Consider the following 21,178-nt stretch of genomic DNA (forward strand, 5'->3'; position numbering starts at 1 on the left):
AAGTGGAGACAAAGATGAAGGTACCGGCAAATAATCTATTAAGACACTATACTGAACACCAGGATGAGTACGAAGTGAAGGCTTTGGAAATACTCAGAAGCGGAAACTATGTTCTGGGTAATGAAGTGGAAACATTTGAAAATAATTTTGCAAAATATATTGGCACAAACTACTGCGTAGGGCTGGGAAACGGTCTGGATGCGCTCTGGCTTTCTTTCCGTATTTTAGGCGTGGGTCCCGGGGATGAAGTCATCGTTCAGGGCAACACCTATATTGCCAGTGTGATGGGGATTACCATTAACGGAGCGACCCCAGTTTTTGTTGAACCGGATGAATTTTATTCTATCGATGCCGACAAAATTGAAGAAAAAATAACCGCTAAGACCAAAGCCGTTTTAGTGGTGCATCTTTACGGAGAGTGCTGTGAAATGGATAAAATTGTTGCGCTTACAAAAAAACACCGCCTTTATCTGGTGGAGGATTGTGCCCAAAGCCACGGCGCCACTTTTAAAGGGCAAACCACCGGTTCTTTTGGAGATATCGGCTGTTTTAGTTTTTATCCGTCTAAAAACCTGGGTGGTTTCGGAGATGGCGGCGCCATTACCACCAACAGCGAAGAGCTGAATAAAGCCTTTAGAATGTATCGTTTCTACGGCAGCGAAAAACGTTATTATAATAAAGTGGTTGGGACCAATTCGCGTTTGGATGAACTTCAGGCGGGTCTGCTCAATGTTAAATTGAACTATTTAGAGGCCTTAAACGAAGACCGACGTCGGGTTTGTAATAGCTACCTGGAGCACATCAAGAACCCGGTGATTCAACTGCCGAAACGAAGAAAAGATTCAGAAACCGTCTGGCATCAATTTGTCATTACCACCCCCTATCGGGATGAGTTCAAGGCCTACCTGGAGGAACAGGGAATCGGCAGCATCATCCATTATCCCATTCCCCCCCATTTGTCCGAAGCCTATGCGTATTTGAAGATCGGGACGGGCAGCCTGCCGATAACCGAAAAGCTGGCTAATGAGGTGCTTTCGCTGCCGTTGTTTTATGGCATGACAAAAGCAGAAATGGATACCGTCATTCAGGCAATCAATGCCTTTGTCCCAAAGACCTTGGAGAAATAAGATGACCTGGGACAAAATAATTATAGGCGCCGGTCTCTACGGTCTCTATGCGGCGAAAGCCTGCGGCGAGCGTGGCGAGCGGGTTTTGGTTTTGGAATGGGAAGAAGCGCCTTTTAAACGAGCCACCTATATTAATCAGGCTCGGGTACACATGGGCTACCACTATCCCCGATCCTATGCAACCGCCATTAAATCGGCTCACTATTTTAATCGTTTTGTCAAGGATTATGATTTTTGTATTCACAGTGAATTTGAGCAAGTTTATGCGACCAGTGACAGCTTCAGTTGGACTAATCGGGAACAATTCACGCAATTTTGCGAGGCGGCTGAAATTCCCTGTGAAGAATTATATCCTGAAAAATATTTTAAAAAAGGTCTCTGTGATGGCGCTTTTGCAACCAGGGAATACACCTATGATGCCGGGATTCTGGGACAGTTTTTTATGGATTCGCTGGAAAAATGCAGCAACGTTGAAATAAAATATGGCGTCCGAATTAAGGAGATTGTTAAACAGAGCGATGTTTATGAAATCATGCTTGAAAATGGAGACGCTGTGCAAACCGGTTTTCTGCTTAATGCCACCTATGGCTCAACGAATCAGATATTAGCTATGGCAGGTTTTGAACCGTTTAAAATAAAGTATGAGCTTTGTGAAATTATTCTATGCAAACCCTTGAATAAGCTTTTGAATGTGGGGATTACGGTGATGGATGGTCCGTTTTTTTCGATTATGCCCTTTGGAAAAACCGGACAGCATTCTTTAACAGCGGTAACCTTTACGCCCCATGTATCTTCCTTTGACAGTCTGCCGGTTTTCCATTGCCAGCAGCGAAGCGGCGGTTATTGCACCCCTCAACAACTGGGAAATTGCAATGATTGCCCAGCCAAACCGGAATCAGCCTGGCCATATATGTCCAGTATGGCCAGAAAGTATTTAAGGGAAGATTACGGTTTTGCCTATACCGGGTCGCTGTTTTCCATGAAACCCATTCTCAAAGCTTCAGAGGTGGACGATTCCCGGCCGACGGTGATCCGAAAGGTCAGTGAAAAGCCAACCTTTGTTTCTGTTTTATCCGGGAAAATTAATACGGTTTATGATTTGGATGAGGTATTAAAAAATGATTGAAACCCAAATGAATAATGTTGAGATAAACGATAAAGAAAAAAACTTCGTTTCGGCGGTCATCTATGTTTATAATGATGAAGAACGGATTCAAGAATTTTTACTTAAGATTAATTCGGTCTTAAGTAAGAATTTTGAAAACTATCAAATTATTTGCGTGAACGACGCCTCCGACGATAAAAGCTTTGAGGTGATCAGAGCGGTTGCCAAAACCATTGCCGGAACGGTGATCAATGTGGTTAAAATGAGCTTTTATCAGGGCGTCGAGCTTTCAATGAATGCGGGAATCGATATTTCCATTGGCGACTTTGTTTTTGAATTTGATAATATGGTGATGGATTACGACCTCAATTTAATTATGGAAGTCTATTATCAATCCTTAACCGGTTTTGATATTGTGAATGCGGCGCCCAAAAAATGCGAACGGAAAACGTCCCGCTTGTTCTATAAAGTATTTAATCGTTATTCCCATAGTCCCCATCCGCTGCGGACGGAAAATTTTCGGGTGCTGTCCCGAAGAGCGATTAATCGGGTGCATTCTATGAGCAAGACCATTCCTTACCGCAAGGCGGTTTACGCCAACTGCGGGTTGAAAATCGACACCATTGAGTATGACAATAATTTGTCCTGTACTAAAGCTTATAATAAGGAAACAAAACATCAACGGAAAGAAATGGCAGCGGATTCTTTGATTTTATTTACAAATGTTGCCTATAAAATGTCTCTTTGGGCAGCTGTTTTTATGATGGCGGCGACCTTTGTCATTGGAATTTATACCTTGGTCAGCTACGTAACCGACCAGGTGATTTCCGGTTACACGTCGATGATGCTGGTGCTCGTATTCGGCTTCTTCGGGGTCTTTGCTATTTTTGCAGTGGTGATAAAATATTTATCGATGCTGATTGATCTGGTCTTCAGCAAACAGAAATACACCATCGAATCCGTTGAAACCATGAGTGAATAAAGAAACAACCTTTTATGAAACGGAGTAGTTATGAAATATAGTATGTTTTCCTGGTTTGGTTATTTTATGAAATTTGAAGAACGAATTAAAATTATTGCCGATGCCGGTTTTGATGAAGCGATGATTTCCTGGGAGGATGAATTTGAACCCTGGGCATTAAAAAAAGAAGCTTTTCCTGAGATTGTCAGAAGCAGCGGATTGGGGATCACGAATATTCATGCGCCTTTTATCGGTTACAATGACATTTGGGAAGCCACCCGGCTGGAAATACAACCGAAGCTCGAGGTGTTCAAGGATTATATTCGCGACTGCAAGCGCTTTGATATTCCGGCAATGGTGATGCATACCAATGATCTCGATGACTTCAAGCCGGATCTGGATAAGGGCAAAGCTTTTTTCTCTGAACTGGCAGACACGGCCGAGAAATATGGGGTGGATTTAGCTGTTGAAAATGTATCCCGGCAATATCTGTTGGATTATCTGCTGGGAGAAATTGATGCCCCTCATTTTGGCATGTGCTACGACAGCTCTCATGATTTTCTGGAAACCGAAAACTCCGGCCGGATTCTAAAAAAATACAAATACCGGATTAAAGCCCTGCATTTATCCGATAATGATTTTCAGGAAGATCGCCATTGGATTCCCCGAGAGGGAAATATCCCGCTGGATGAAGTCATGCAGGAGCTTCTTTCGGTGCCGACGATTGAAACCATTTCCTATGAAGTCATTGCCAATGAATTATGGCAGGAGCGGGAACCGATTGAGTTTGCCGGTACCGTGCTGAAAAGTTTAACCATTAATGAACAAAATGAATTAGCAACAGCGGGCGTGACGCTGAAATAATCAATTGAAATGTTGTCTGATTTATGATACACTGCGACTAATAAAATAGAGAAGTAATGAGGAAAGGGGTGAGACTCCCCTACAGCCCCCGCTACTGTAATTGTTGACAATATTCTTGTAAACCACTGTCGAAAGATGGGAAGGAAGAATGGCGAAGGAAGCAAAAGTCAGGACACTCATTGATCATTGAATTTCTTCGGTGGGAAGAACAATATTAAACTTTTTGTTTAGTATCCAGCATCCCCAGGAAGCTGGATTTATTTTTTGCAAAAAAAATGCAGAAAAAATAGGATTGAAAAAGGAAAAGAGGAAAAAATGAAAAAGAAAAAAATGAAAAGCATTTTGGCGATTTTGGTTGCTTTAACGCTGGTTGTAACTTTTACCGGTTGTCAGCAGAGCAGCACGACTAAGACGGCTACGGGTGTTCAAACAAAAAGCGGTTCGACAACCTATCCATTAACCATAACGGATGATTCAGGAACATCGATAACCATTGATAAAGAGCCGCAAAAGATTGTGTCCTTGTCGCCATCCGATACGGAAATCATCTTTGCGATTGGCGAAGGCAGCAAGCTTGTCGGACGAACCGATTATTGTGATTATCCGGAAGAGGCTTCGGCCGTAACCAGTATTGGAAGTTTCAGTTCGCCGAATCTTGAAAAAATCATTGAACTGGCGCCGGATATTGTGATGTCTTCAGATTTTGTGTCGGATGAGATGAGCCAGCAACTAAAAGCCATCGGAGCACAGGTTATTGTTGTTAATCCCACCAGTATCGATGGGGTGATGAATAATATTGTTATGGCCGGAGAAATAAGCAATGCCAACGATAAGGCCAAAGAAGTTGTAGAAGGAATGGAAAAACAACGCCAGGAATTAATCGCCAAGGCGGAAACCATAAAAGAACCAAAATCGGTCTTCATCGATATTGGGAAATTTTACACAGCCGGCCCGGGATCCATGCTGGATTCGATGTTGACGGATCTTAATGCTAAGAACATTGCGGCCGATGCGACCAGCCAATGGGCGCAACTGAGCACCGAAGCAATCATCGCCGCTAATCCCGATGTGTATATTTCTCTTTATACAAAACCGGATGTGATAAAGGCAACGCCGGGCTTTGATAAAATCAATGCCATTGCCAATAATAATCTTGTTTATTTTGAATATTTAACGCCGGAAAGCGATATGGTTCAGCGACCGGGTCCGCGTATTATTGAAGGAATGGCTTTACTGGCACAGAGCATCTATCCAAATGTATTTAGTAAATAATCACTTTAGGGGCGAATGCTGTTCGCCCCTGAGTTTTCTCATCAATTTGGAGTAAATTCAGGGGTGAACAGACAAAAATGAAATTAAATTGGAGACACAATGAAAAGCAAGCTTAAAAAACATGCCATGCTGATATCGATAATTATTTGCATGATTATTATTTATCTATGTACCTTAATGGGCGTTACGTCTATCTCTTTTGTGGAGGCAAACAAGATTTTGCTGAATCAGATTTTTCATATTGATCTTGGTATGGAAAACATCAGTGTGGGGGCTACCGCCATTATCTGGAATGTTCGCTTACCGAGGATTATTCTGGCCTTTGTCACGGGTGGCGCGTTAGCCCTTTGCGGCGCGGCTTATCAGGGGATTTTCAAAAATCCCATGGCGGATCCCTATATCTTAGGGGTCTCATCGGGAGCCGCATTAGGGGCTACCATCGGCATTATCCTGAAGTTTTCAAGCAGCTTTCTGGGTCTTAATGGAATAGCCATTTTAGCCTTTATCGGTTCATTCTCAACCATCTTGATTGTCTATAATATTTCCCGGGTGGGGCGTAAGGTGCCGGTGGCAACCCTATTGCTCAGCGGGATTGCGATTGGACAAACCTTGAGTGCATTAATATCTTTATTTATGATTTTCAACCAGAATGAAATGTCCCAGATTATATTTTGGACCATGGGGAGCTTAAATGGCAAGGGCTGGAATCAGGTCATTGCGGTGTTGCCTTATGTGATTTTAGGCTGTGTTATTATGCTAACGTCGGTGCGAGAGCTGGATATCATGCTTCTCGGAGAAGATACGGCCAATCAGCTGGGAGTGGATACCGAGAGATTAAAAAAGAAGATCCTGTTTTCCTCCTCGCTGATTACAGCAGCAGTCGTGTCGGTTACCGGGATCATCGGTTTTGTAGGATTGGTTGTTCCTCATATTGTCAGAATGGTGACCGGGCCGAAACATCGTGTTTTAGTCCCTTTTTCGCTATTGTTTGGCGGCGTTTTCCTCATTTTGTGCGATACGCTGGCCCGGACGGCAACAGCCCAGGAAATTCCGGTAGGAATTATTACGGCGGCTTTTGGTGGACCTTTCTTTGTTTATCTCTTGAGAAAAAGAAAAAAGGGCGGTGTCTAAGATGCAACGTTTAATGCCAAAAATTATGCTGAATTTCAAGGACGTTGTCGCAGCCTATGGCGAAACAAATGTGCTGCAGGGCTTTAATGCCACAATTTGTCAAGGTGAATTTGTGGGGCTGATCGGCCCTAATGGAACCGGAAAATCGACCTTGTTAAAATGTTTAACGGGGCTATTGCCGCTAAAATCAGGCGAGATTATGCTGGAAGAAAAAAACAATGCCGCTTATTCACAACGAGAGCGCGCGCAGCTGGTGGCTGTGGTACCGCAATCCTTTGACATTGACTATGACTTTACGGTTGAAGATATTGTCCTGATGGGCAGAAACCCCTATCTGAGCTACCGAATTAAAGAAAGCCGGAAGGATTATGATATGGTCACAGAAGCGATGCGGGTGACCAAGACATTATCATTCCGGAAACGCTATTATAATAATTTGAGCGGCGGTGAAAAACAACGGGTCATTATTGCTCGGGCAATCGCCCAGGATCCGGATATCATTTTCCTTGATGAACCCACATCAGCTCTGGATATTCATCATCAAATCGAAGTGATGGAGTTGATCCGCAACCTCAATCTAAAAAAATCCATGACCGTGGTGGCGGTGCTGCATGACATCAATCTAGCCTCCCGATATTGCAATCGTCTGATTTTGATGAAAAATGGCCAGGTTGTTGTGGATGGAACGCCTAAAGAAGTGATCACCGAAGATAATTTGAAAAAAGTTTATGATATGAAAATGTTTATTCAGGAGAATAAGCTTTTTGAAAAACCGGAAGTGATTCCCCTTCGGGTCATTAAAGAAACAGAAACCTATCGCAGCCTTCGCATTCACGTGATTTGCGGTGGAAATAAGGCCTCTCAGGTTTTGGAAGAGCTCGAAGCCATGGGCCACCATGTGACCGCGGGCGTGGTCAACCAGGGCAGTGATGATTGGACGATATGCGATGTCCTCAGCATTCCCATGGTTGAGGAAAGCCCGTTTACATCAATTAGTTTGGAAAAGCAGGAAGAAAATCTGGCCTTAATGGCAGATTGTGATTTCATTCTCATTTCGGATCTGCCTTTTGGTCATGGGAATATCAACAATCTTAGCGGCTTGGAAAATCTTAGCGGCAGCATCTATTTTCACAAGAACTGTCGCAATAATGATTTTACCGAAGGCCAATTAACAAAACGTCTTTCGGATATCAAAGCAAAGAAGCAGCTGGTGGAAATTGATGATCATCAGGAATTTTTAGAAATCATTAAAAAATTAACCCTCATCGAAAACCATGAAGCTTAATATGAGGATAAAAATAAAATAAGTGTCATTCGGGAAAAGGAGATCATGATGGATTATTTTATGCTGGCAGGTGCCAGTAGTAATGTTGGAAAAACAACGGTTACCATGGGAATAATGGCCGCCTTTAAAAAAAGAGGCCTTAAGGTAAAGCCTTTTAAAACCGGGCCGGACTATATTGACCCCATGTTTCATAGCTTTGTCACCGGGGCGCGGTCCATAAATTTGGATACCTGGATGTTGGATGAAGACACAATTCGAGGACTGTTTTACCGCCGCCTTAAAGAAGCGAATGATCTTGGAATAATTGAAGGGGTGATGGGGCTGTATGACGGACATAGCCTGGAATCGGATGTCGGCAGCAGTGCCTACCTGGCTAAAGCGGTGGATGCTCCGACAATTCTCATCATTGATGGTCGGGGCATGTCAAAGAGTGCTGCGGCATTGGTAAAAGGATATATCGATTTTGATCCCGAGACAAAGATTGCCGGGGTAATTATTAATCGAATATCTTCAAATCCTCATTACCAGTTACTTAAGGAAATGATTGAAGCCTATAATGATGTGACCTGCCTGGGATATTTCCCTGACAATCCGGATATTGTAATGGACAGTCGTCACTTAGGTTTGGTTCCGGTTGAAGAGATCCCGGATTTTAGAGAAAAAGTTGATAAAGCCGGTGAACTGGCGGAAGCCCATATTGATTTGGACAAATTGCTGGAACTCAGCCATCACGCCGATATTACCAATCATTACAGCGATCCATTTAGTGCCTGGGATAAGAAATATCAGGGGTTGCGTATCGGAGTTCCGAAAGATCGGGCCTTTAATTTCTATTATGAAGACAATTTCCGGGCCCTTGAAAATGCTGGGATTGAGATCGTTCTCTTTAGCCCGTTGAATGACAAAGCGCTGCCGGAAAACCTCGATGGGCTTTACATTGGCGGGGGGTTTCCGGAAGTATTTGGGGCTGAGCTGGCAGAAAATAAAACAATGCTCACCGATATTAAAAAACAATTGGAAGCCGGACTGCCCTGTTATGCGGAGTGCGGGGGACTGATGTATCTTACAAAATCCATGACCCTCAATAATGGTGAAACAAATGAAGGCGTTGGTTTTATTGACGGTGAATCCCATATGACAAAACACCTGCAGCGATTTGGTTATGTGAATATCTGTGCTTATTTAAGGGAAAAGCCCATTGAAATACGCGGACATGAATTTCATCACAGTGAGGTAACCATATCGGAAGAAATTCCAACGGCCTATGTGATCACAAAAAATAGCCGAACCTGGACGTGCGGCTATCGCTTAAAAAATGTGCTGGCCGGCTATCCGCATATTCATTTTTACAGCAATCCTTCATTCTTGCAGGCCCTGCTGACATCGGCACTCAACCATAAAGAGGGACGAGAATGAGGCGGGTTAAGGTAAAAACACCGGGAACCTGCGGAGAATTTATTCAAGGCTGGTTCGATGATAATCCCTGTCTGGTATCTTGTCCTATTGACCGTTATTCAAGCATTACCATTGAAGAAGGCCCGGGCAATCTGAATCGATTAAAGCCGAAAACCGTTAAGCTGATTGAGGAAGTGTTTCGCCTTTATGCAATCCCCAATGAAGAAAAAGAAAAGCTGCATATAACAATGGATACGGAAATACCGCTGGAAAAAGGCATGGCCAGTAGCACCGCGGATATAGCCGGAATGGCGGCCGGACTTTCGGAATACTTTGGCTTGGGGCTGACCCCGAAAGAAATCGGAGCACTTTGTGCCGTGATTGAACCATCGGATAATTTAATGTTTTCTGAGCTGAATCTTTTTAATCATCTTAATGGAGCGGTCTTAAAGAATTTTGACGGTTGTGTGGAAGCGGATTTGATAATCGTTGATTTCCATGGGGGCATCGATACGATGTCCTTCAATGAAACCCAGGATGATTATTCGGATAAAGATTTAGAAACTTTTTCAGAAATTGTAAACCTGTTTGAAAAAGGGGTTAGAACGAAAAGTTTAAAAGATATCGGAGCAGCATGTACCAAAAGTGCCTTTCTCAATCAGAAAAGACTGAAAAAACAATACTTGGAGGAAATAACCACACTTTCAAAAAGGTTTGGCGGATTGGGAACCGTGATCGGCCACAGTGGAACGGTCATCGGGGTCATGTACAAGAAAGAAAACTTTCAGGAAGCTGAATTTATAAAAGCTTTAAAAACGCATATTCCTGAAACGGCTTACGCCGAACTATATTTTAATCACTTAATCCCGGGTGGAATAACAGTATCCCAGGAAGAAATTTAAATTAGAAAATGAATAATATTAGAAGGAGAGAAAATATGGCTTATATTAATAACCCCCAAGAAATCGAAGAACGCAGTTTTGAAATTATTACCCAGGAATTAGGGGGGAAGGTTTTTCCTGAAGCGATTGCCCCAATGATAAAACGGATCATCCACACTACCGCCGATTTTGAATATGCTGATTTGCTGGAAATTCTTAATAATGGTTATGAAAGCGGCATGGAAGCGCTGAAACAGGGGAAGAAAATTTATGCGGATACCCGGATGATTCAGGTAGCTGTTAATAAGAAAGCATTGGCTGATCATGGGATCAAGATTGTCAATTACGTCCACGATCCGGATGTTGCGATTGAAGCCAAAGAACGCGGCGTGACCCGTTCCACGGTCGGGATGGAAAAAGCATTTAAAGATGACAGCATCGGTATTTTTGCCATCGGAAACGCGCCCACAGCCTTGTATACCCTTATTGAAAAAGTGAAGGCGGGGGAAGTCAAACCAGATCTGATAATCGGAGCGCCGATTGGCTTTGTCGGAGCGGCAGAATCGAAAGTTGCCCTGGATCAAATTGACAGTCCGATTATTCGGATTAATGGAAGAAAGGGCGGAAGCCCGGTGGTAGCCGCCATTCTTAATGCGATGTTGTATCAATTGGGAAGGGAATGGTAGGAAAATGACAGCAGGAAAAAAAGGAATATTTTACGGTATCGGTGTCGGTCCGGGAGATCCGGATTTAATCACCGTTAAAGCCGCCCGAATTTTGGATGCCTGTGATGTGGTGATCACCCCGACTAAAAAGATGGGAAAAACCAGCATTGCCTTTGAAATTGTGAAAAGTCATATTTCTGACCTCTCAAAGGTTTTGGACATGAATTTTCCGATGATTTCGCTTAGTCAGGAACGAGAAGTTTTGGCAAAACAATGGAAAGAAAATGCCGATGCGATTGAACTGCTTTTAAATGAAGGCAAGAATGTGGCTTTTATTACCTTGGGAGACCCTATGGTATTTAGCACCTATTCTTATGTCATGGAGTTTTTATTGAAGCGGGATATCGAAGTGGTTACCCTGTCCGGCGTCCCATCATTTTGTAATTTAGCGGCGCAGCTTAACATTCCGTTAACGCAGGGAGAAGAATCCCTGGGGATCGTGGCGATGACCCAGCCGATTGAAGAAATCCGAGCTATTTTAGATGCCCATCAAAATATTGTGGTAATGAAAATTTCCGCCAATAATGTTTTGATGGCTGAGGAATTGGAAGCCCGGGGTCTGGAAAAGTCCTTTGTGCTGGTGTCAAACATCGGGATGGAAAATCAACAGATCATCCGGGACATTGACGTACTTAAAGGAAAGATTCCGTATTTATCAACCTTGTTAGTAAAAAAGAATTATCCCCTTCAATAATTGAGGCCAGCAGATGTTAAATAAAACGATTGAAAAAAACGGAAAAGAACTGCGCTATGGTTATACCACCGGATCATGTGCCACGGCGGCTACAAAAGCGGCGCTTCTGATGTACTTAAACCAAAAAAAATTGGCGACCGTTAAGATCGATACCCCTAAGGGATGGCCACTTGAGCTAATTCTTCACGATCAGGTTTTTACTGAAAAAGAAGCTTCCTGCTCGGTCGTGAAAGATTCAGGTGATGATCCGGATGTTACCAATGGCGTTAAGGTTTTTTCGAAAATAATACCTTCAAATAAGGACGGCATCCAGTTCGTCGCCGGAATCGGGGTGGGCACGGTAACTTCGGTGGGGCTCAGTATCCCAATCGGAGAACCGGCAATCAACCCGATTCCGCGGGAAATGATAAGCCGGGCTATAGCGACTGTCATGGCAGCGAATGACCAGAGCCCTGCAATGGAGTTGCCGCGAGGCTGGGTTGTCGAAATATCCATTCCCCAGGGAGTGGCGCTGGCCAAACGGACCTTTAATCCTAAACTGGGGATTGAAGGGGGATTATCGGTGCTGGGCACCTCCGGGATTGTGGAACCCATGAGCGAGGATGCCCTGAAGGCATCGTTAAAGCTTGAACTCAATGTTCTCAAGGCAAGAGGGTATAAAGAAATCATTTTTGTCCCGGGTAATTATGGAAAAGATTTTTCGGAGACCCTGGGACTTAACCAGGAAGTGCTTATTAAAACCAGTAATTTTATCGGATTCATGCTTGATGAAGCCGAACGAATGGGATTTGAGAAGATTCTGCTGGTCGGGCATTTGGGAAAACTGGTGAAGGTTGCCGGCGGAATTTTCAACACTCACAGCAGTGTGGCAGATGCCCGGATGGAAATACTCGCCGCTCATTGCGGTTTGTTGGGAGCTTCTCAAACAACGATGGAAAAAATCATGGCCTGTAAAACAACAGATGAAGCAACCGATATTATTTTAGAAGAAAACCGGCCGGACTATTTTAATCATCTGGCAGAGGCTGTCAAGAAAAAGGTCATGGATCGGGTTTATAAAACCATCGACATTGAGGTGATCCTGTTTTCTAAAATCCATGGCCGCCTGGGCCAAAGTAAAGATGCGGAGAAAATGAGGGAACGATTATGTATCCATTAAAAGTTATTGGATTGGGGCCGGGACATCCGGATTATATATTGCCGATTGCTAAAAAAGAAATTGAAGCCGCTGAGGTTATTCTCTGCGGGGTCCGACATGCTGAAAGCTTTGATCCCACCGGGAAAAAAATGCTCTATATCGGAAAAGGAATTCCCTTAAGCGAATTAATGGCAGAGGTTGCACAAGTCTACCGAACCCGGAAAACAGCCTTGGTGGTGTCGGGAGATACCGGGTTTTACAGCCTTTTATCCTATGCGAAAAAAGTAATTCCAGAAAAAGACATTGTCTGTATTCCCGGAATCAGTTCCCTGCAATATCTTTTTGGAAAACTGGGGGAAACATGGGAAGATGCCAGGCTCATGAGTCTTCATGGCCGCGACCAGGATTTATTCGCAGCGGTTACTGAAAATAAGAAGCTGGGAATGCTGACAGATAAAAATAACAACACCGCCTTTATAGCAAAAACCCTGGCATTAGCAGGGCTGAAAGACAGTATTATTTATGTGGGGGAAGAGTTATCCTATCCTAATGAAAAAGTAACCAGGCTGACCATTGAAGAAGCCCTGACTTTTAAGGAGAAAGGAATGGCGGTGGTGGTGATTATCAATGAGTAAGATAGCAGGATACAAAGACGAAGCTTATATCCGGGGAAAAGCCCCGATGACCAAAAGAGAAATTCGGGTGTTGACAATTTCATTATTGGGCATTGAAGCTGGGAATGTCGTGGTGGATATTGGTGCCGGTACCGGCGGCTTAACCATGGAAGCGGCTTATGCAGCAGCACCGGGAAGGGTTTATGCGGTCGAAGCAAAGGAAACGGCACTGGAACTGGTGCAAAAAAATAAAGAACATTTCAAAGCCGACAATGTGATGATTGTTCCCGGCAAAGCGCCGCAAGTTTTGGCTGAAATAACAGAGCCGGTGGATCGGGTCATCATTGGCGGTTCCGGCGGCAATATGGAAGGCCTGTTTAAATGGTGCAAGGAAAAGATTCGAGCCGGCGGACGGGTGGTTGCCAATTTTGTAACGCTTGAAAATGCGGCGCAGGCGACGACACTGATGAATCAGTATTTTGAAAATGTGGAACTCATTCAGGTTGGAATCAGTCGGGGTGAAGGCATTGGGGGATTGACGATGCTGAAGGCTTCCAATCCTATTTTTATTATTACCGGCGACGTGGCAGTAAAAGAATCGTAGTAGTAAATAATTTGCAGGAATCTTATATCAATCCCAAGCTGCTTACCGCATAATCGAATTGAGTAAATGTGTCACCTTCAATAGAGGGTGACTTTTTTTGTTTATACCAAGTAGAGCTGAAATCAGTTGCTTATTGACATGAAAAAAATTTATGGTATTCTATAACAGTATAATAACGTTTTATTATGTTTTATTATGTTACGTTCTATTAGATATACTTGATGTCGTTTATAAAGTTTTATTGATTTAGATTTATATTAATCAAACTTAATTAAAAAATCAATAATATAGAGGAGATGCAATTATGATTAGCAGTTTAGAAGAGGATCTAAAAAAGGCTCAAAAATTCCATGGCCATTTATGCAGTGGTATCATTTTAGGGGTGCGAATAGCTAGAGCAGGTCTGAATTATCTGGGAATTGAAGATCCTTCAAAAAACAAGGATTTTATTGTATATGTGGAAATCGATCGTTGTCTGACTGATGCAGTTCAATCGGTAACGGGCTGTTCACTTGGAAAAAGAAGGTTGAAATGGATAGATTATGGCAAAATGGGGGCCTGTTTTATTGATATGAATACCCAAAAGGGGATAAGAATTGTTGTGAATGCCAAGAAGAATCCTTCTCCTGATCAGGATGCCCTTTCGTTCTGGGGACAGTTTACGGACGAACAATTATTTAAATTTGAGTTAGTCGCTGTCAACATAAAAAAGGAGGATTTGCCCGGAAAGCCTACGAATAGTGCAATGTGTGAAATTTGTCATGAAAAAGTTATGGATGGCAGGGTCATTATCAAAGATGGAAAGGTATTATGTGAAGCTTGTGCCAATGGCGCATACTATACGGCGATTTAAGGAAAGAGGAAAAAGAAATGTGGCAGATATACGATGATCTTATTAACGCAATTCCTGAGGATTTAACCGTGCTTGAGTGTATGCTGGGAGTCTCCTGGACGCTGGTACGATCGGAACAGGGTCTCGGTGTTGCCAAGACCATTAAAGGGGGGAAGAAAGGGGCGGAACTAGGAAATGTTGCCGGAATGAAGCTTAAGGATCTTGCCCAGTATGCAAAATCCTGGAATATGCTTGAGGCTTCAATGGGCCAGGCAGCTGTCAACTCGGCATTCAATACGCCCTCGCAGGTTTTGTGGTCACTGACCAGCAACTTGTTTGGAAAGCGGCTCAGAAAGGAAAAAAATGAATATATTTAAATGTGGAGGAAGAATGGTGTGTATTCATCAATAAAGGGGAGTATTGGTTGGTTTGGCCTAGTCATTCCTTATCTAGCCAGAAGATTTGTAGGCAGTAATTACAATTATCCGAGGTAGTAAATAATTTGCAGGAATCTTATTGACAGCCAGCAGTCATTAGTATATAATAACCACAATTAAATAGTGAACTTGTCCTATATTCAAGGGAAAAAGGTGTAAATCCTTTGCTGTAATCGCAGCTGTAATGCATGATGACCGTCTCATAACCACTGTTAAGAAATTAGCGGGAAGGGAGATGGAAAATTGATTGTTGAGCCAGAAGACCTGTTTGTAGTGATTTCTTATTAAAACCTCCGATTTAGAGGACTATGAGAGCATTATATTTAAGTTTTAAGTATGATTCTTTTATCCTTCTCCTTTGGAGAAGGATTTTTTTTAATTGTTTTTCTCCTAGGCAATAGAAAATAATAGAATCTCTTCGAATAAAAGGACATCTCCAAGTCAGTATTTAATTTCCTTCCTTTTCGGGGATGGTGTGTGACATCCCCGAATTTTAATTGCTTTCATTAATTTATATTTTTGATAGATGTTTTTATTCCTTCGCTCAAATTTTTCTGGCCAAAAATTTGAGCAGCATTAAAAAAAGCGTATCCAAACAGGATAGGCTTTTTTTAATGCTGACAATTTATTGTACGCGAGATTAAAAAAAGAATTTGTAGAAAGCTTTCTAAATGTTATACTTTTATAAAAGTATAACATTTAGAAGTAGATTGGGGATGTAAGGATGAGAATTCATTATTTGCAGCATGTACCCTTTGAAAATCCCGGCAGGATTTTGGAATGGGCAGAAAAAAATAAAGGCATAGTAACCGCTACCCACTTGTATAACGACGAGAAACTGCCCGATGTTTCTGAATTTGACTGGCTGGTCGTAATGGGCGGCCCGATGAATATTTATGAAGATCAAAAATACCCCTGGCTGGCCAGAGAAAAGCACTTGATAAAAGAAGCCATAGCGATGGAAAAGGTGGTGATCGGCTTGTGCCTGGGCAGTCAACTGATTGCCGATGTTATTGGCGGAAAGGTCGTTAAAAACAAAGCGAAAGAAATTGGCTGGTTTCCCATTGCTTTTACGGCGGAAGCCCGAAAATCCCCTTTGTTTTCATTTTTCCCGGACCATCCGGTGGTATTCCATTGGCATGGCGATACCTTTGCCGATTTGCCGCAAGAGGCAGTTATTATTGCAGAAAGCAAGGCCTGTCAGAATCAGGGCTTCGTTTATAAAATGCGAGTCTTCGGTTTTCAGTTCCATTTAGAAAATACATCGCTTATTATTGAAGCGCTTATTGAAAATTGCGGAGATGAAATGACCAAGGGCAGCTATGTCCAGTTACCGGAAGAAGTTCGATCGCAGGAAAAATATATGCTGCAGGATAATCAATGGATGGATCAATTTCTTGATCAGGTCAAAAGACAGGTTGAGGAAGGCAGCATCTAACTGTTTGTATTTTGTCTAGTTTCGGGATAATAAGCGATGATTTAAATAAATTTCAATGACAGATAAAGAAAACCAGAATATGAAAAGTTGGGGTGCAACCGTGTATAAAATTCTAATCGTCGAAGACGACGCTATTATTGCCAATTCTATTAAAAAATGCCTGGAAAACTGGGGCTACGACGTGGAGCTGATTGAAGATTTCAATGGAATCATCGATCAGTTTGTCCGATTTTCACCGCAGCTTGTTCTGATGGATATCGCTCTGCCGCTATTTAACGGCTATCATTGGTGCACTGAAATAAGAAAGCTGTCCAAAGTGCCGATCATCTTTATTTCATCGAACAGTGATAATATGAATATCGTCATGGCCATGAATATGGGCGGAGATGACTTTATCGCCAAGCCTTTTGATTTGAATGTCTTGGTGGCCAAGGTTCAGGCTATTCTGCGGCGAGCCTATTCGTTTCAGGGCGAGGCCGATTTATTGGAGTACCGGGGAGCCATTTTAAATCTTTCGGATGCCAGCCTGATATTTCAGGAACAAAAGGTGGAGCTGACAAAGAATGATTTCCGGATCCTGAAGATTCTGATGGAAAACAAAGGAAAAGTGGTTTCCCGGGATCAGATGATGACCCGCTTATGGGATGACAACTGCTTTGTGGATGATAATACGTTAACCGTGAACATTGCCCGGCTAAGAAAAAAGCTGGATGAGGCGGGGCTGACTGAATTTATCACAACGAAAAAGGGCAGCGGTTATCTGGTGGAGGATTGAGATGGAAGATTCATTGGGATCAGTTATTGTTTCTTATTTAAAAGCACGGATTAGGGTGATTTTAGCTTTTGTGCTGTTTATCTTTATTTTTGCAATTGTCTATTTTTTATACCAGATTAACCTGGAACCGCTTGTTTACAGCATTCAATTGATAGGAGCGCTGGCTTTTGTTCTGGGGGTGTGGGATTTTAGCAGTTATTATAAAAAACTGCATCGCATGATAGAATTCAGAAAAGCCATTTTAGTGGAAATGAAGCCATTGCCCAAACCTAAAGACGAAATTGAAGAAGAATATCAAAAAGCTATCAGGGTCCTGGTGGACAGCCGCTTTGAGCTGATCGTTCAGGCTAAAAACAACCAGAAAGAACTGAATGACTATTATACTTTGTGGGCCCATCAAATCAAGACACCAATCTCAGCAATGGATTTGCTATTGCAGACCCAGGCGGAAAAAGCCAGTCCCCCGGCTGAACTGCGACAGGAATTGTTTAAAATCAAGGAATATGTCGAAATGGTTCTTCAGTATCTGAGACTGGAAAGCATGTCATCGGATCTGATTTTAAAGGAATATGATTTGCTTGCCCTGATTCAGGGAAGTGTCAAAAAATACAGTATTATTTTTATCAATAAGCGGATATCTCTGGAATTGGAAGAAATGGATTGTACGGTGCTTACCGATAAAAAGTGGTTGACGCTGGTTCTTGAACAGATCATCTCCAATGCCTTGAAATATACACCCAGGGGGAAAATATCGATTTACATGAATAAAAATAAAGAAAAAACGCTGGTAATCGAGGACACCGGGGTGGGCATTCATCCTGAAGATATCAATCGGATTTTTGATCGTGGCTTCACGGGGTACAATGGACGAATGGATCAGAAATCGACGGGAATTGGCCTGTATCTCACCAAATCGGTTTTGGATAAGTTGGCACATGGGATCTCAGTGGAATCCCAATTGGGAGTTGGAACAAAAATAGAAATCGATTTATCCAGAAAAAATATCGAATTATTTTAAGCTTACAAAACTGTAAGGTTAAAACGGGAAATGTAAGCCAGAATTATGGTGGGGCATTTCCCTTTTTATTATACTGAGTATAGTAAAAAGAAGGAGGCCAACAATGAGTCTTTTAGAAGTAAAAAGTTTGCAAAAAATTTATACCACCCGTTTTGGTGGAAATCAGGTTCAGGCTTTGAGTAATGTCAGCTTTTCGGTGGAAAATGGCGAATATCTGGCGATTATGGGAGAATCGGGTTCGGGGAAAACAACCCTTTTGAATATTTTGGCGTCTCTCGACAAGCCCACCGGGGGTGAAGTCTTTCTCGATGGAAATAATATCGTAAAAATCAAGGACAGTGAAATCTCAGCTTTTCGTCGGGATAATCTGGGTTTTGTTTTTCAGGATTTTAATCTGCTGGATACTTTTTCAATTCAGGATAATATATTTCTGCCCCTGGTCCTATCCCAAAAGCCCTATGAGGAAATGAATAAACGACTCAAACCGCTTTCAAAAAAACTGGGGATTGACGAAATCCTTCCCAAATACCCTTATGAGATTTCCGGCGGTCAAAAACAACGCACAGCGGTGGCAAGGGCTCTGATAACCAACCCAAAGCTGATCCTGGCAGATGAACCCACCGGTGCACTGGATTCAAAGGCGGCAATGAATCTCTTGAAGATTTTTTCGGAAATCAATGAGGCCGGCCAGACGATTTTAATGGTAACCCACAGTATTGCCGCGGCAAGTCATGCTAAACGGGTGCTTTTTATTAAAGACGGAGAAATCTACAACCAGATTTATCGGGGCTCCATGAATAATGATGAAATGTATCAAAAGATCTCCATGACCCTCACGGTATTGGCAACAGGGGGTGTGAAGGGTGAATAAAATATTTTACCCCAAATTGGCCCTTACCAATCTGAAAAAAAATGCGGATACCTATGTACCCTATATTCTAACCTGTATCGGTTCGATTATCGCTTTTTATACCATGATTTCCTTTTATGGAAACAAAGGGCTGGATGAGATGCCGGGTTCGATTAATCTAAAGACAATCCTATTTTTGGGAACCATTGTGATTGGTATCTTTTCAACAATTTTTCTATTTTATACCAACAGTTTTTTAATTAAGCGGCGTAAAAAAGAACTGGGGCTGTACAGTATACTGGGTATGGAAAAGAAACATATCGCCCGGGTTTTGTTTTATGAAACGGTTGTGGTGACGATAGTCAGCCTTACGCTGGGATTATTGGGGGGAATTTTAATTGGAAAGCTATTGTATTTGCTGCTGTTGAAATTGCTTCATTTTACAACGCCCATTCAATTTTATATTGATGGACGGGGACTGCTTATTACGGCTGGAATTTTTCTGGTTATCTTTTTTCTGACCCTATTAACTAATTTTATTCAGGTTAAAATGGCCAATCCCATTAATCTTCTGAAAGGAGGAGAACAAGGGGAAAAAGAACCGAAATCCTCATGGATTGTGACGCTTTTCGGGATCATCTCGCTGGGCATTGGTTATGGAATCGCCTTGACGGTAAAATCACCCGTTGAAGCTATTTTATTGTTCTTTGTGGCCGTGATTTTTGTAATCATCGGAACCTATGCACTTTTTACGTCTGGCAGCATTGCCCTGCTAAAAGTTCTAAAAAAGAATAAGAACTTCTATTATCAGTCCCGTAATTTTATTTCCGTTTCCGGGATGATTTACCGGATGAAGCAAAACGCGGTGGGCTTGGCCAATATCTGTATCTTGTCCACCATGGTGTTGGTGACAATTTCCACCACGGTATCTCTGTATATTGGTCAGGAAAGCATGATGCGGGATATGTATCATTTTGATATGATTGTTGTTGGTGAAAATACCGGAAATGATGAAGCTTTGGTAGCTGAGTCGATCCAGAAAACAGCGGAGCAGAGGGGTGTCAATCCGACTGACCAGATCAATCTTCGACTTGGAAATTTGACCGCTTTTTTAGAGGGCGATCATTTTATGCCTGATCTTGTCGCTAAAGAAGACAAGGACAACAATTATTACACCACAAAAACCGATGTATGGTTGATTCCGTTAGAGGACTATAATAAAATGAGTGACACGTCCACGGATTTAAATGAAAATGAAGTGATGATCTTTTCGGTAGGCGATAATTACAATCAGAAAACCATGACTTTTGGAGACCGTAGTTTTTCGGTAAAAGAGAATCTCCAGACATTTCCACTGAATAATAAGAAAGCAGAACTGGTTGGAAAAACCTGTTATATTATTGTAAAAGACGAAGGGGTTATCGCGGATATTCAAAATAATCTGTATCCTGATAATAATAGTAAGTCCTTATTATTTGGAAAATTCTTTAATCTGGAAGGGAATGATGAAGCGAAACTCGCTTTTTCGGAAAATGTTTTTCAACAAGTTGAAGGAATTAACCCGGATATCGATAAGGCAAGTTACTATGTCTCGCTAACGGAATGGTACTCCATTTTTGGGGGCTTCTTATTCCTCGGTGTTTTTCTGGGAACATTGTTTATGATGGCCACGGTACTGATTATTTATTTCAAACAGATTTCCGAAGGCTATGAGGATCGGGATCGCTTTGAAATCATGCAGAAGGTGGGAATGGATAAAGCCGAGGTTAAAAAAACGATTGGAAAGCAGATTCTGATGGTGTTTTTCCTGCCCCTGGCGGGAGCAACCATTCATGTCGCCTTTGCCTTCCGGGTGATGGCAAAAATGCTGGCAGCCTTCAGGCTCACCGATACCGGACTGATTTTAATTTGCACGATTGTTGTGACATTAATCTACGCGTTAATCTATGCTCTGGTATATTGGTGGACCGCAAAAGCCTATTATAAGCTGGTGAAGTAGAAGATTGAATCATTAGAATGAATAAAAATACAG

Annotated in this window: 21 protein-coding genes and 2 riboswitches; all 21 genes read left to right on the forward strand. The window is 42.3% G+C overall.

All coding sequences use genetic code 11. The features are described 5' to 3' along the window. The first annotated feature begins 14 nt into the window (after positions 1-14). The gene (locus FZC41_RS00580) at positions 15-1,127 is read left to right on the forward strand and encodes a DegT/DnrJ/EryC1/StrS family aminotransferase (protein WP_148565449.1); all 1,113 of its coding nucleotides are present in this window, start codon (positions 15-17) and stop codon (positions 1,125-1,127) included. A gap of 1 nt (position 1,128) precedes the next feature. Continuing rightward, the gene (locus tag FZC41_RS00585) at positions 1,129-2,253 is read left to right on the forward strand and encodes an FAD-dependent oxidoreductase (protein ID WP_148565450.1); all 1,125 of its coding nucleotides are present in this window, start codon (positions 1,129-1,131) and stop codon (positions 2,251-2,253) included. After that, the gene (locus FZC41_RS00590; RefSeq protein WP_148565451.1) at positions 2,246-3,214 is read left to right on the forward strand and encodes a glycosyltransferase; all 969 of its coding nucleotides are present in this window, start codon (positions 2,246-2,248) and stop codon (positions 3,212-3,214) included. The genes FZC41_RS00585 and FZC41_RS00590 overlap by 8 nt, the downstream gene beginning before the upstream one ends. A 30-nt stretch (positions 3,215-3,244) precedes the next feature. Next, complete coding sequence (locus FZC41_RS00595; protein ID WP_243136614.1) at positions 3,245-4,057, forward strand: sugar phosphate isomerase/epimerase family protein; 813 nt, start codon at positions 3,245-3,247, stop codon at positions 4,055-4,057. Positions 4,058-4,061: 4 nt separating this feature from the next. Continuing rightward, a riboswitch (cobalamin riboswitch) is annotated at positions 4,062-4,255 on the forward strand. A 117-nt stretch (positions 4,256-4,372) separates the two neighbouring features. Next, positions 4,373-5,329, forward strand: a complete 957-nt coding sequence (locus tag FZC41_RS00600; protein WP_243136615.1) for an ABC transporter substrate-binding protein — start codon at positions 4,373-4,375, stop codon at positions 5,327-5,329. A 99-nt stretch (positions 5,330-5,428) separates the two neighbouring features. After that, a complete protein-coding gene (locus FZC41_RS00605; RefSeq protein WP_148565452.1) occupies positions 5,429-6,460 on the forward strand; it encodes a FecCD family ABC transporter permease in 1,032 nt (343 codons plus the stop codon). Position 6,461: 1 nt separating this feature from the next. Beyond that, positions 6,462-7,745 (forward strand): heme ABC transporter ATP-binding protein, encoded by a 1,284-nt coding sequence (locus FZC41_RS00610; protein WP_148565453.1) that lies wholly within the window; start codon positions 6,462-6,464, stop codon positions 7,743-7,745. Between the two features lie 45 nt (positions 7,746-7,790). Next, positions 7,791-9,161: a cobyrinic acid a,c-diamide synthase CobB gene (locus FZC41_RS00615; protein ID WP_243136616.1), complete on the forward strand. Its 1,371-nt coding sequence runs from the start codon at positions 7,791-7,793 to the stop codon at positions 9,159-9,161. Further along, entirely contained in the window at positions 9,158-10,042 is an 885-nt protein-coding gene (locus tag FZC41_RS00620) for a GHMP family kinase ATP-binding protein (protein ID WP_148565454.1), read from the forward strand. Before FZC41_RS00615 ends, FZC41_RS00620 begins: the two co-directional genes overlap by 4 nt. A 35-nt stretch (positions 10,043-10,077) precedes the next feature. Further along, complete coding sequence (locus tag FZC41_RS00625; RefSeq protein ID WP_148565455.1) at positions 10,078-10,707, forward strand: precorrin-8X methylmutase; 630 nt, start codon at positions 10,078-10,080, stop codon at positions 10,705-10,707. Positions 10,708-10,711: 4 nt separating this feature from the next. Continuing rightward, on the forward strand, positions 10,712-11,440 hold the full coding sequence (cobI, locus tag FZC41_RS00630) for a precorrin-2 C(20)-methyltransferase (protein WP_148565456.1): 729 nt from the start codon (positions 10,712-10,714) through the stop codon (positions 11,438-11,440). A gap of 13 nt (positions 11,441-11,453) precedes the next feature. After that, complete coding sequence (gene cbiD / locus FZC41_RS00635; RefSeq protein WP_148565457.1) at positions 11,454-12,599, forward strand: cobalt-precorrin-5B (C(1))-methyltransferase CbiD; 1,146 nt, start codon at positions 11,454-11,456, stop codon at positions 12,597-12,599. Then, positions 12,587-13,213, forward strand: coding sequence for a precorrin-6y C5,15-methyltransferase (decarboxylating) subunit CbiE (gene cbiE, locus FZC41_RS00640; protein ID WP_148565458.1), 627 nt, complete (start codon positions 12,587-12,589; stop codon positions 13,211-13,213). Before cbiD ends, cbiE begins: the two co-directional genes overlap by 13 nt. After that, positions 13,206-13,796, forward strand: a complete 591-nt coding sequence (cbiT, locus tag FZC41_RS00645; RefSeq protein WP_148565459.1) for a precorrin-6Y C5,15-methyltransferase (decarboxylating) subunit CbiT — start codon at positions 13,206-13,208, stop codon at positions 13,794-13,796. The genes cbiE and cbiT overlap by 8 nt, the downstream gene beginning before the upstream one ends. A 304-nt stretch (positions 13,797-14,100) precedes the next feature. Further along, complete coding sequence (locus tag FZC41_RS00650; protein ID WP_148565460.1) at positions 14,101-14,649, forward strand: FmdE family protein; 549 nt, start codon at positions 14,101-14,103, stop codon at positions 14,647-14,649. Positions 14,650-14,666: 17 nt separating this feature from the next. Continuing rightward, positions 14,667-15,005 (forward strand): DUF4213 domain-containing protein, encoded by a 339-nt coding sequence (locus tag FZC41_RS00655; protein ID WP_148565461.1) that lies wholly within the window; start codon positions 14,667-14,669, stop codon positions 15,003-15,005. A 157-nt stretch (positions 15,006-15,162) separates the two neighbouring features. Further along, a riboswitch (cobalamin riboswitch) is annotated at positions 15,163-15,351 on the forward strand. Positions 15,352-15,789: 438 nt separating this feature from the next. Beyond that, complete coding sequence (locus FZC41_RS00660) at positions 15,790-16,503, forward strand: type 1 glutamine amidotransferase (RefSeq protein WP_148565462.1); 714 nt, start codon at positions 15,790-15,792, stop codon at positions 16,501-16,503. 79 nt (positions 16,504-16,582) lie between these two features. After that, positions 16,583-17,278 carry a response regulator transcription factor gene (locus tag FZC41_RS00665; protein WP_207725010.1) on the forward strand — a complete coding sequence of 232 codons (696 nt, stop codon included), beginning with the start codon at positions 16,583-16,585 and terminating at the stop codon, positions 17,276-17,278. A 1-nt stretch (position 17,279) separates the two neighbouring features. Further along, complete coding sequence (locus tag FZC41_RS00670) at positions 17,280-18,296, forward strand: sensor histidine kinase (RefSeq protein ID WP_148565463.1); 1,017 nt, start codon at positions 17,280-17,282, stop codon at positions 18,294-18,296. 103 nt (positions 18,297-18,399) lie between these two features. After that, positions 18,400-19,167 carry an ABC transporter ATP-binding protein gene (locus FZC41_RS00675; protein ID WP_148565464.1) on the forward strand — a complete coding sequence of 256 codons (768 nt, stop codon included), beginning with the start codon at positions 18,400-18,402 and terminating at the stop codon, positions 19,165-19,167. Further along, positions 19,160-21,145: an ABC transporter permease gene (locus FZC41_RS00680; RefSeq protein WP_148565465.1), complete on the forward strand. Its 1,986-nt coding sequence runs from the start codon at positions 19,160-19,162 to the stop codon at positions 21,143-21,145. Before FZC41_RS00675 ends, FZC41_RS00680 begins: the two co-directional genes overlap by 8 nt. Positions 21,146-21,178 lie beyond the last annotated feature (33 nt).

Origin of the sequence: Acetobacterium paludosum, from assembly GCF_008086595.1 — a bacterium.
GTDB lineage: Bacteria > Bacillota > Clostridia > Eubacteriales > Eubacteriaceae > Acetobacterium > Acetobacterium paludosum.

Bases quoted from the DNA above. Each gene is read 5' to 3' on its own strand.
- FZC41_RS00580 (WP_148565449.1), top strand. From the start codon at position 15: ATGAAGGTACCGGCAAATAATCTATTAAGACACTATACTGAACACCAG.
- FZC41_RS00585 (WP_148565450.1), top strand. From the start codon at position 1,129: ATGACCTGGGACAAAATAATTATAGGCGCCGGTCTCTACGGTCTCTAT.
- FZC41_RS00590 (WP_148565451.1), top strand. From the start codon at position 2,246: ATGATTGAAACCCAAATGAATAATGTTGAGATAAACGATAAAGAAAAA.
- FZC41_RS00595 (WP_243136614.1), top strand. From the start codon at position 3,245: ATGAAATATAGTATGTTTTCCTGGTTTGGTTATTTTATGAAATTTGAA.
- FZC41_RS00600 (WP_243136615.1), top strand. From the start codon at position 4,373: ATGAAAAAGAAAAAAATGAAAAGCATTTTGGCGATTTTGGTTGCTTTA.
- FZC41_RS00605 (WP_148565452.1), top strand. From the start codon at position 5,429: ATGAAAAGCAAGCTTAAAAAACATGCCATGCTGATATCGATAATTATT.
- FZC41_RS00610 (WP_148565453.1), top strand. From the start codon at position 6,462: ATGCAACGTTTAATGCCAAAAATTATGCTGAATTTCAAGGACGTTGTC.
- FZC41_RS00615 (WP_243136616.1), top strand. From the start codon at position 7,791: ATGATGGATTATTTTATGCTGGCAGGTGCCAGTAGTAATGTTGGAAAA.
- FZC41_RS00620 (WP_148565454.1), top strand. From the start codon at position 9,158: ATGAGGCGGGTTAAGGTAAAAACACCGGGAACCTGCGGAGAATTTATT.
- FZC41_RS00625 (WP_148565455.1), top strand. From the start codon at position 10,078: ATGGCTTATATTAATAACCCCCAAGAAATCGAAGAACGCAGTTTTGAA.
- cobI (WP_148565456.1), top strand. From the start codon at position 10,712: ATGACAGCAGGAAAAAAAGGAATATTTTACGGTATCGGTGTCGGTCCG.
- cbiD (WP_148565457.1), top strand. From the start codon at position 11,454: ATGTTAAATAAAACGATTGAAAAAAACGGAAAAGAACTGCGCTATGGT.
- cbiE (WP_148565458.1), top strand. From the start codon at position 12,587: ATGTATCCATTAAAAGTTATTGGATTGGGGCCGGGACATCCGGATTAT.
- cbiT (WP_148565459.1), top strand. From the start codon at position 13,206: ATGAGTAAGATAGCAGGATACAAAGACGAAGCTTATATCCGGGGAAAA.
- FZC41_RS00650 (WP_148565460.1), top strand. From the start codon at position 14,101: ATGATTAGCAGTTTAGAAGAGGATCTAAAAAAGGCTCAAAAATTCCAT.
- FZC41_RS00655 (WP_148565461.1), top strand. From the start codon at position 14,667: ATGTGGCAGATATACGATGATCTTATTAACGCAATTCCTGAGGATTTA.
- FZC41_RS00660 (WP_148565462.1), top strand. From the start codon at position 15,790: ATGAGAATTCATTATTTGCAGCATGTACCCTTTGAAAATCCCGGCAGG.
- FZC41_RS00665 (WP_207725010.1), top strand. From the start codon at position 16,583: ATGAAAAGTTGGGGTGCAACCGTGTATAAAATTCTAATCGTCGAAGAC.
- FZC41_RS00670 (WP_148565463.1), top strand. From the start codon at position 17,280: ATGGAAGATTCATTGGGATCAGTTATTGTTTCTTATTTAAAAGCACGG.
- FZC41_RS00675 (WP_148565464.1), top strand. From the start codon at position 18,400: ATGAGTCTTTTAGAAGTAAAAAGTTTGCAAAAAATTTATACCACCCGT.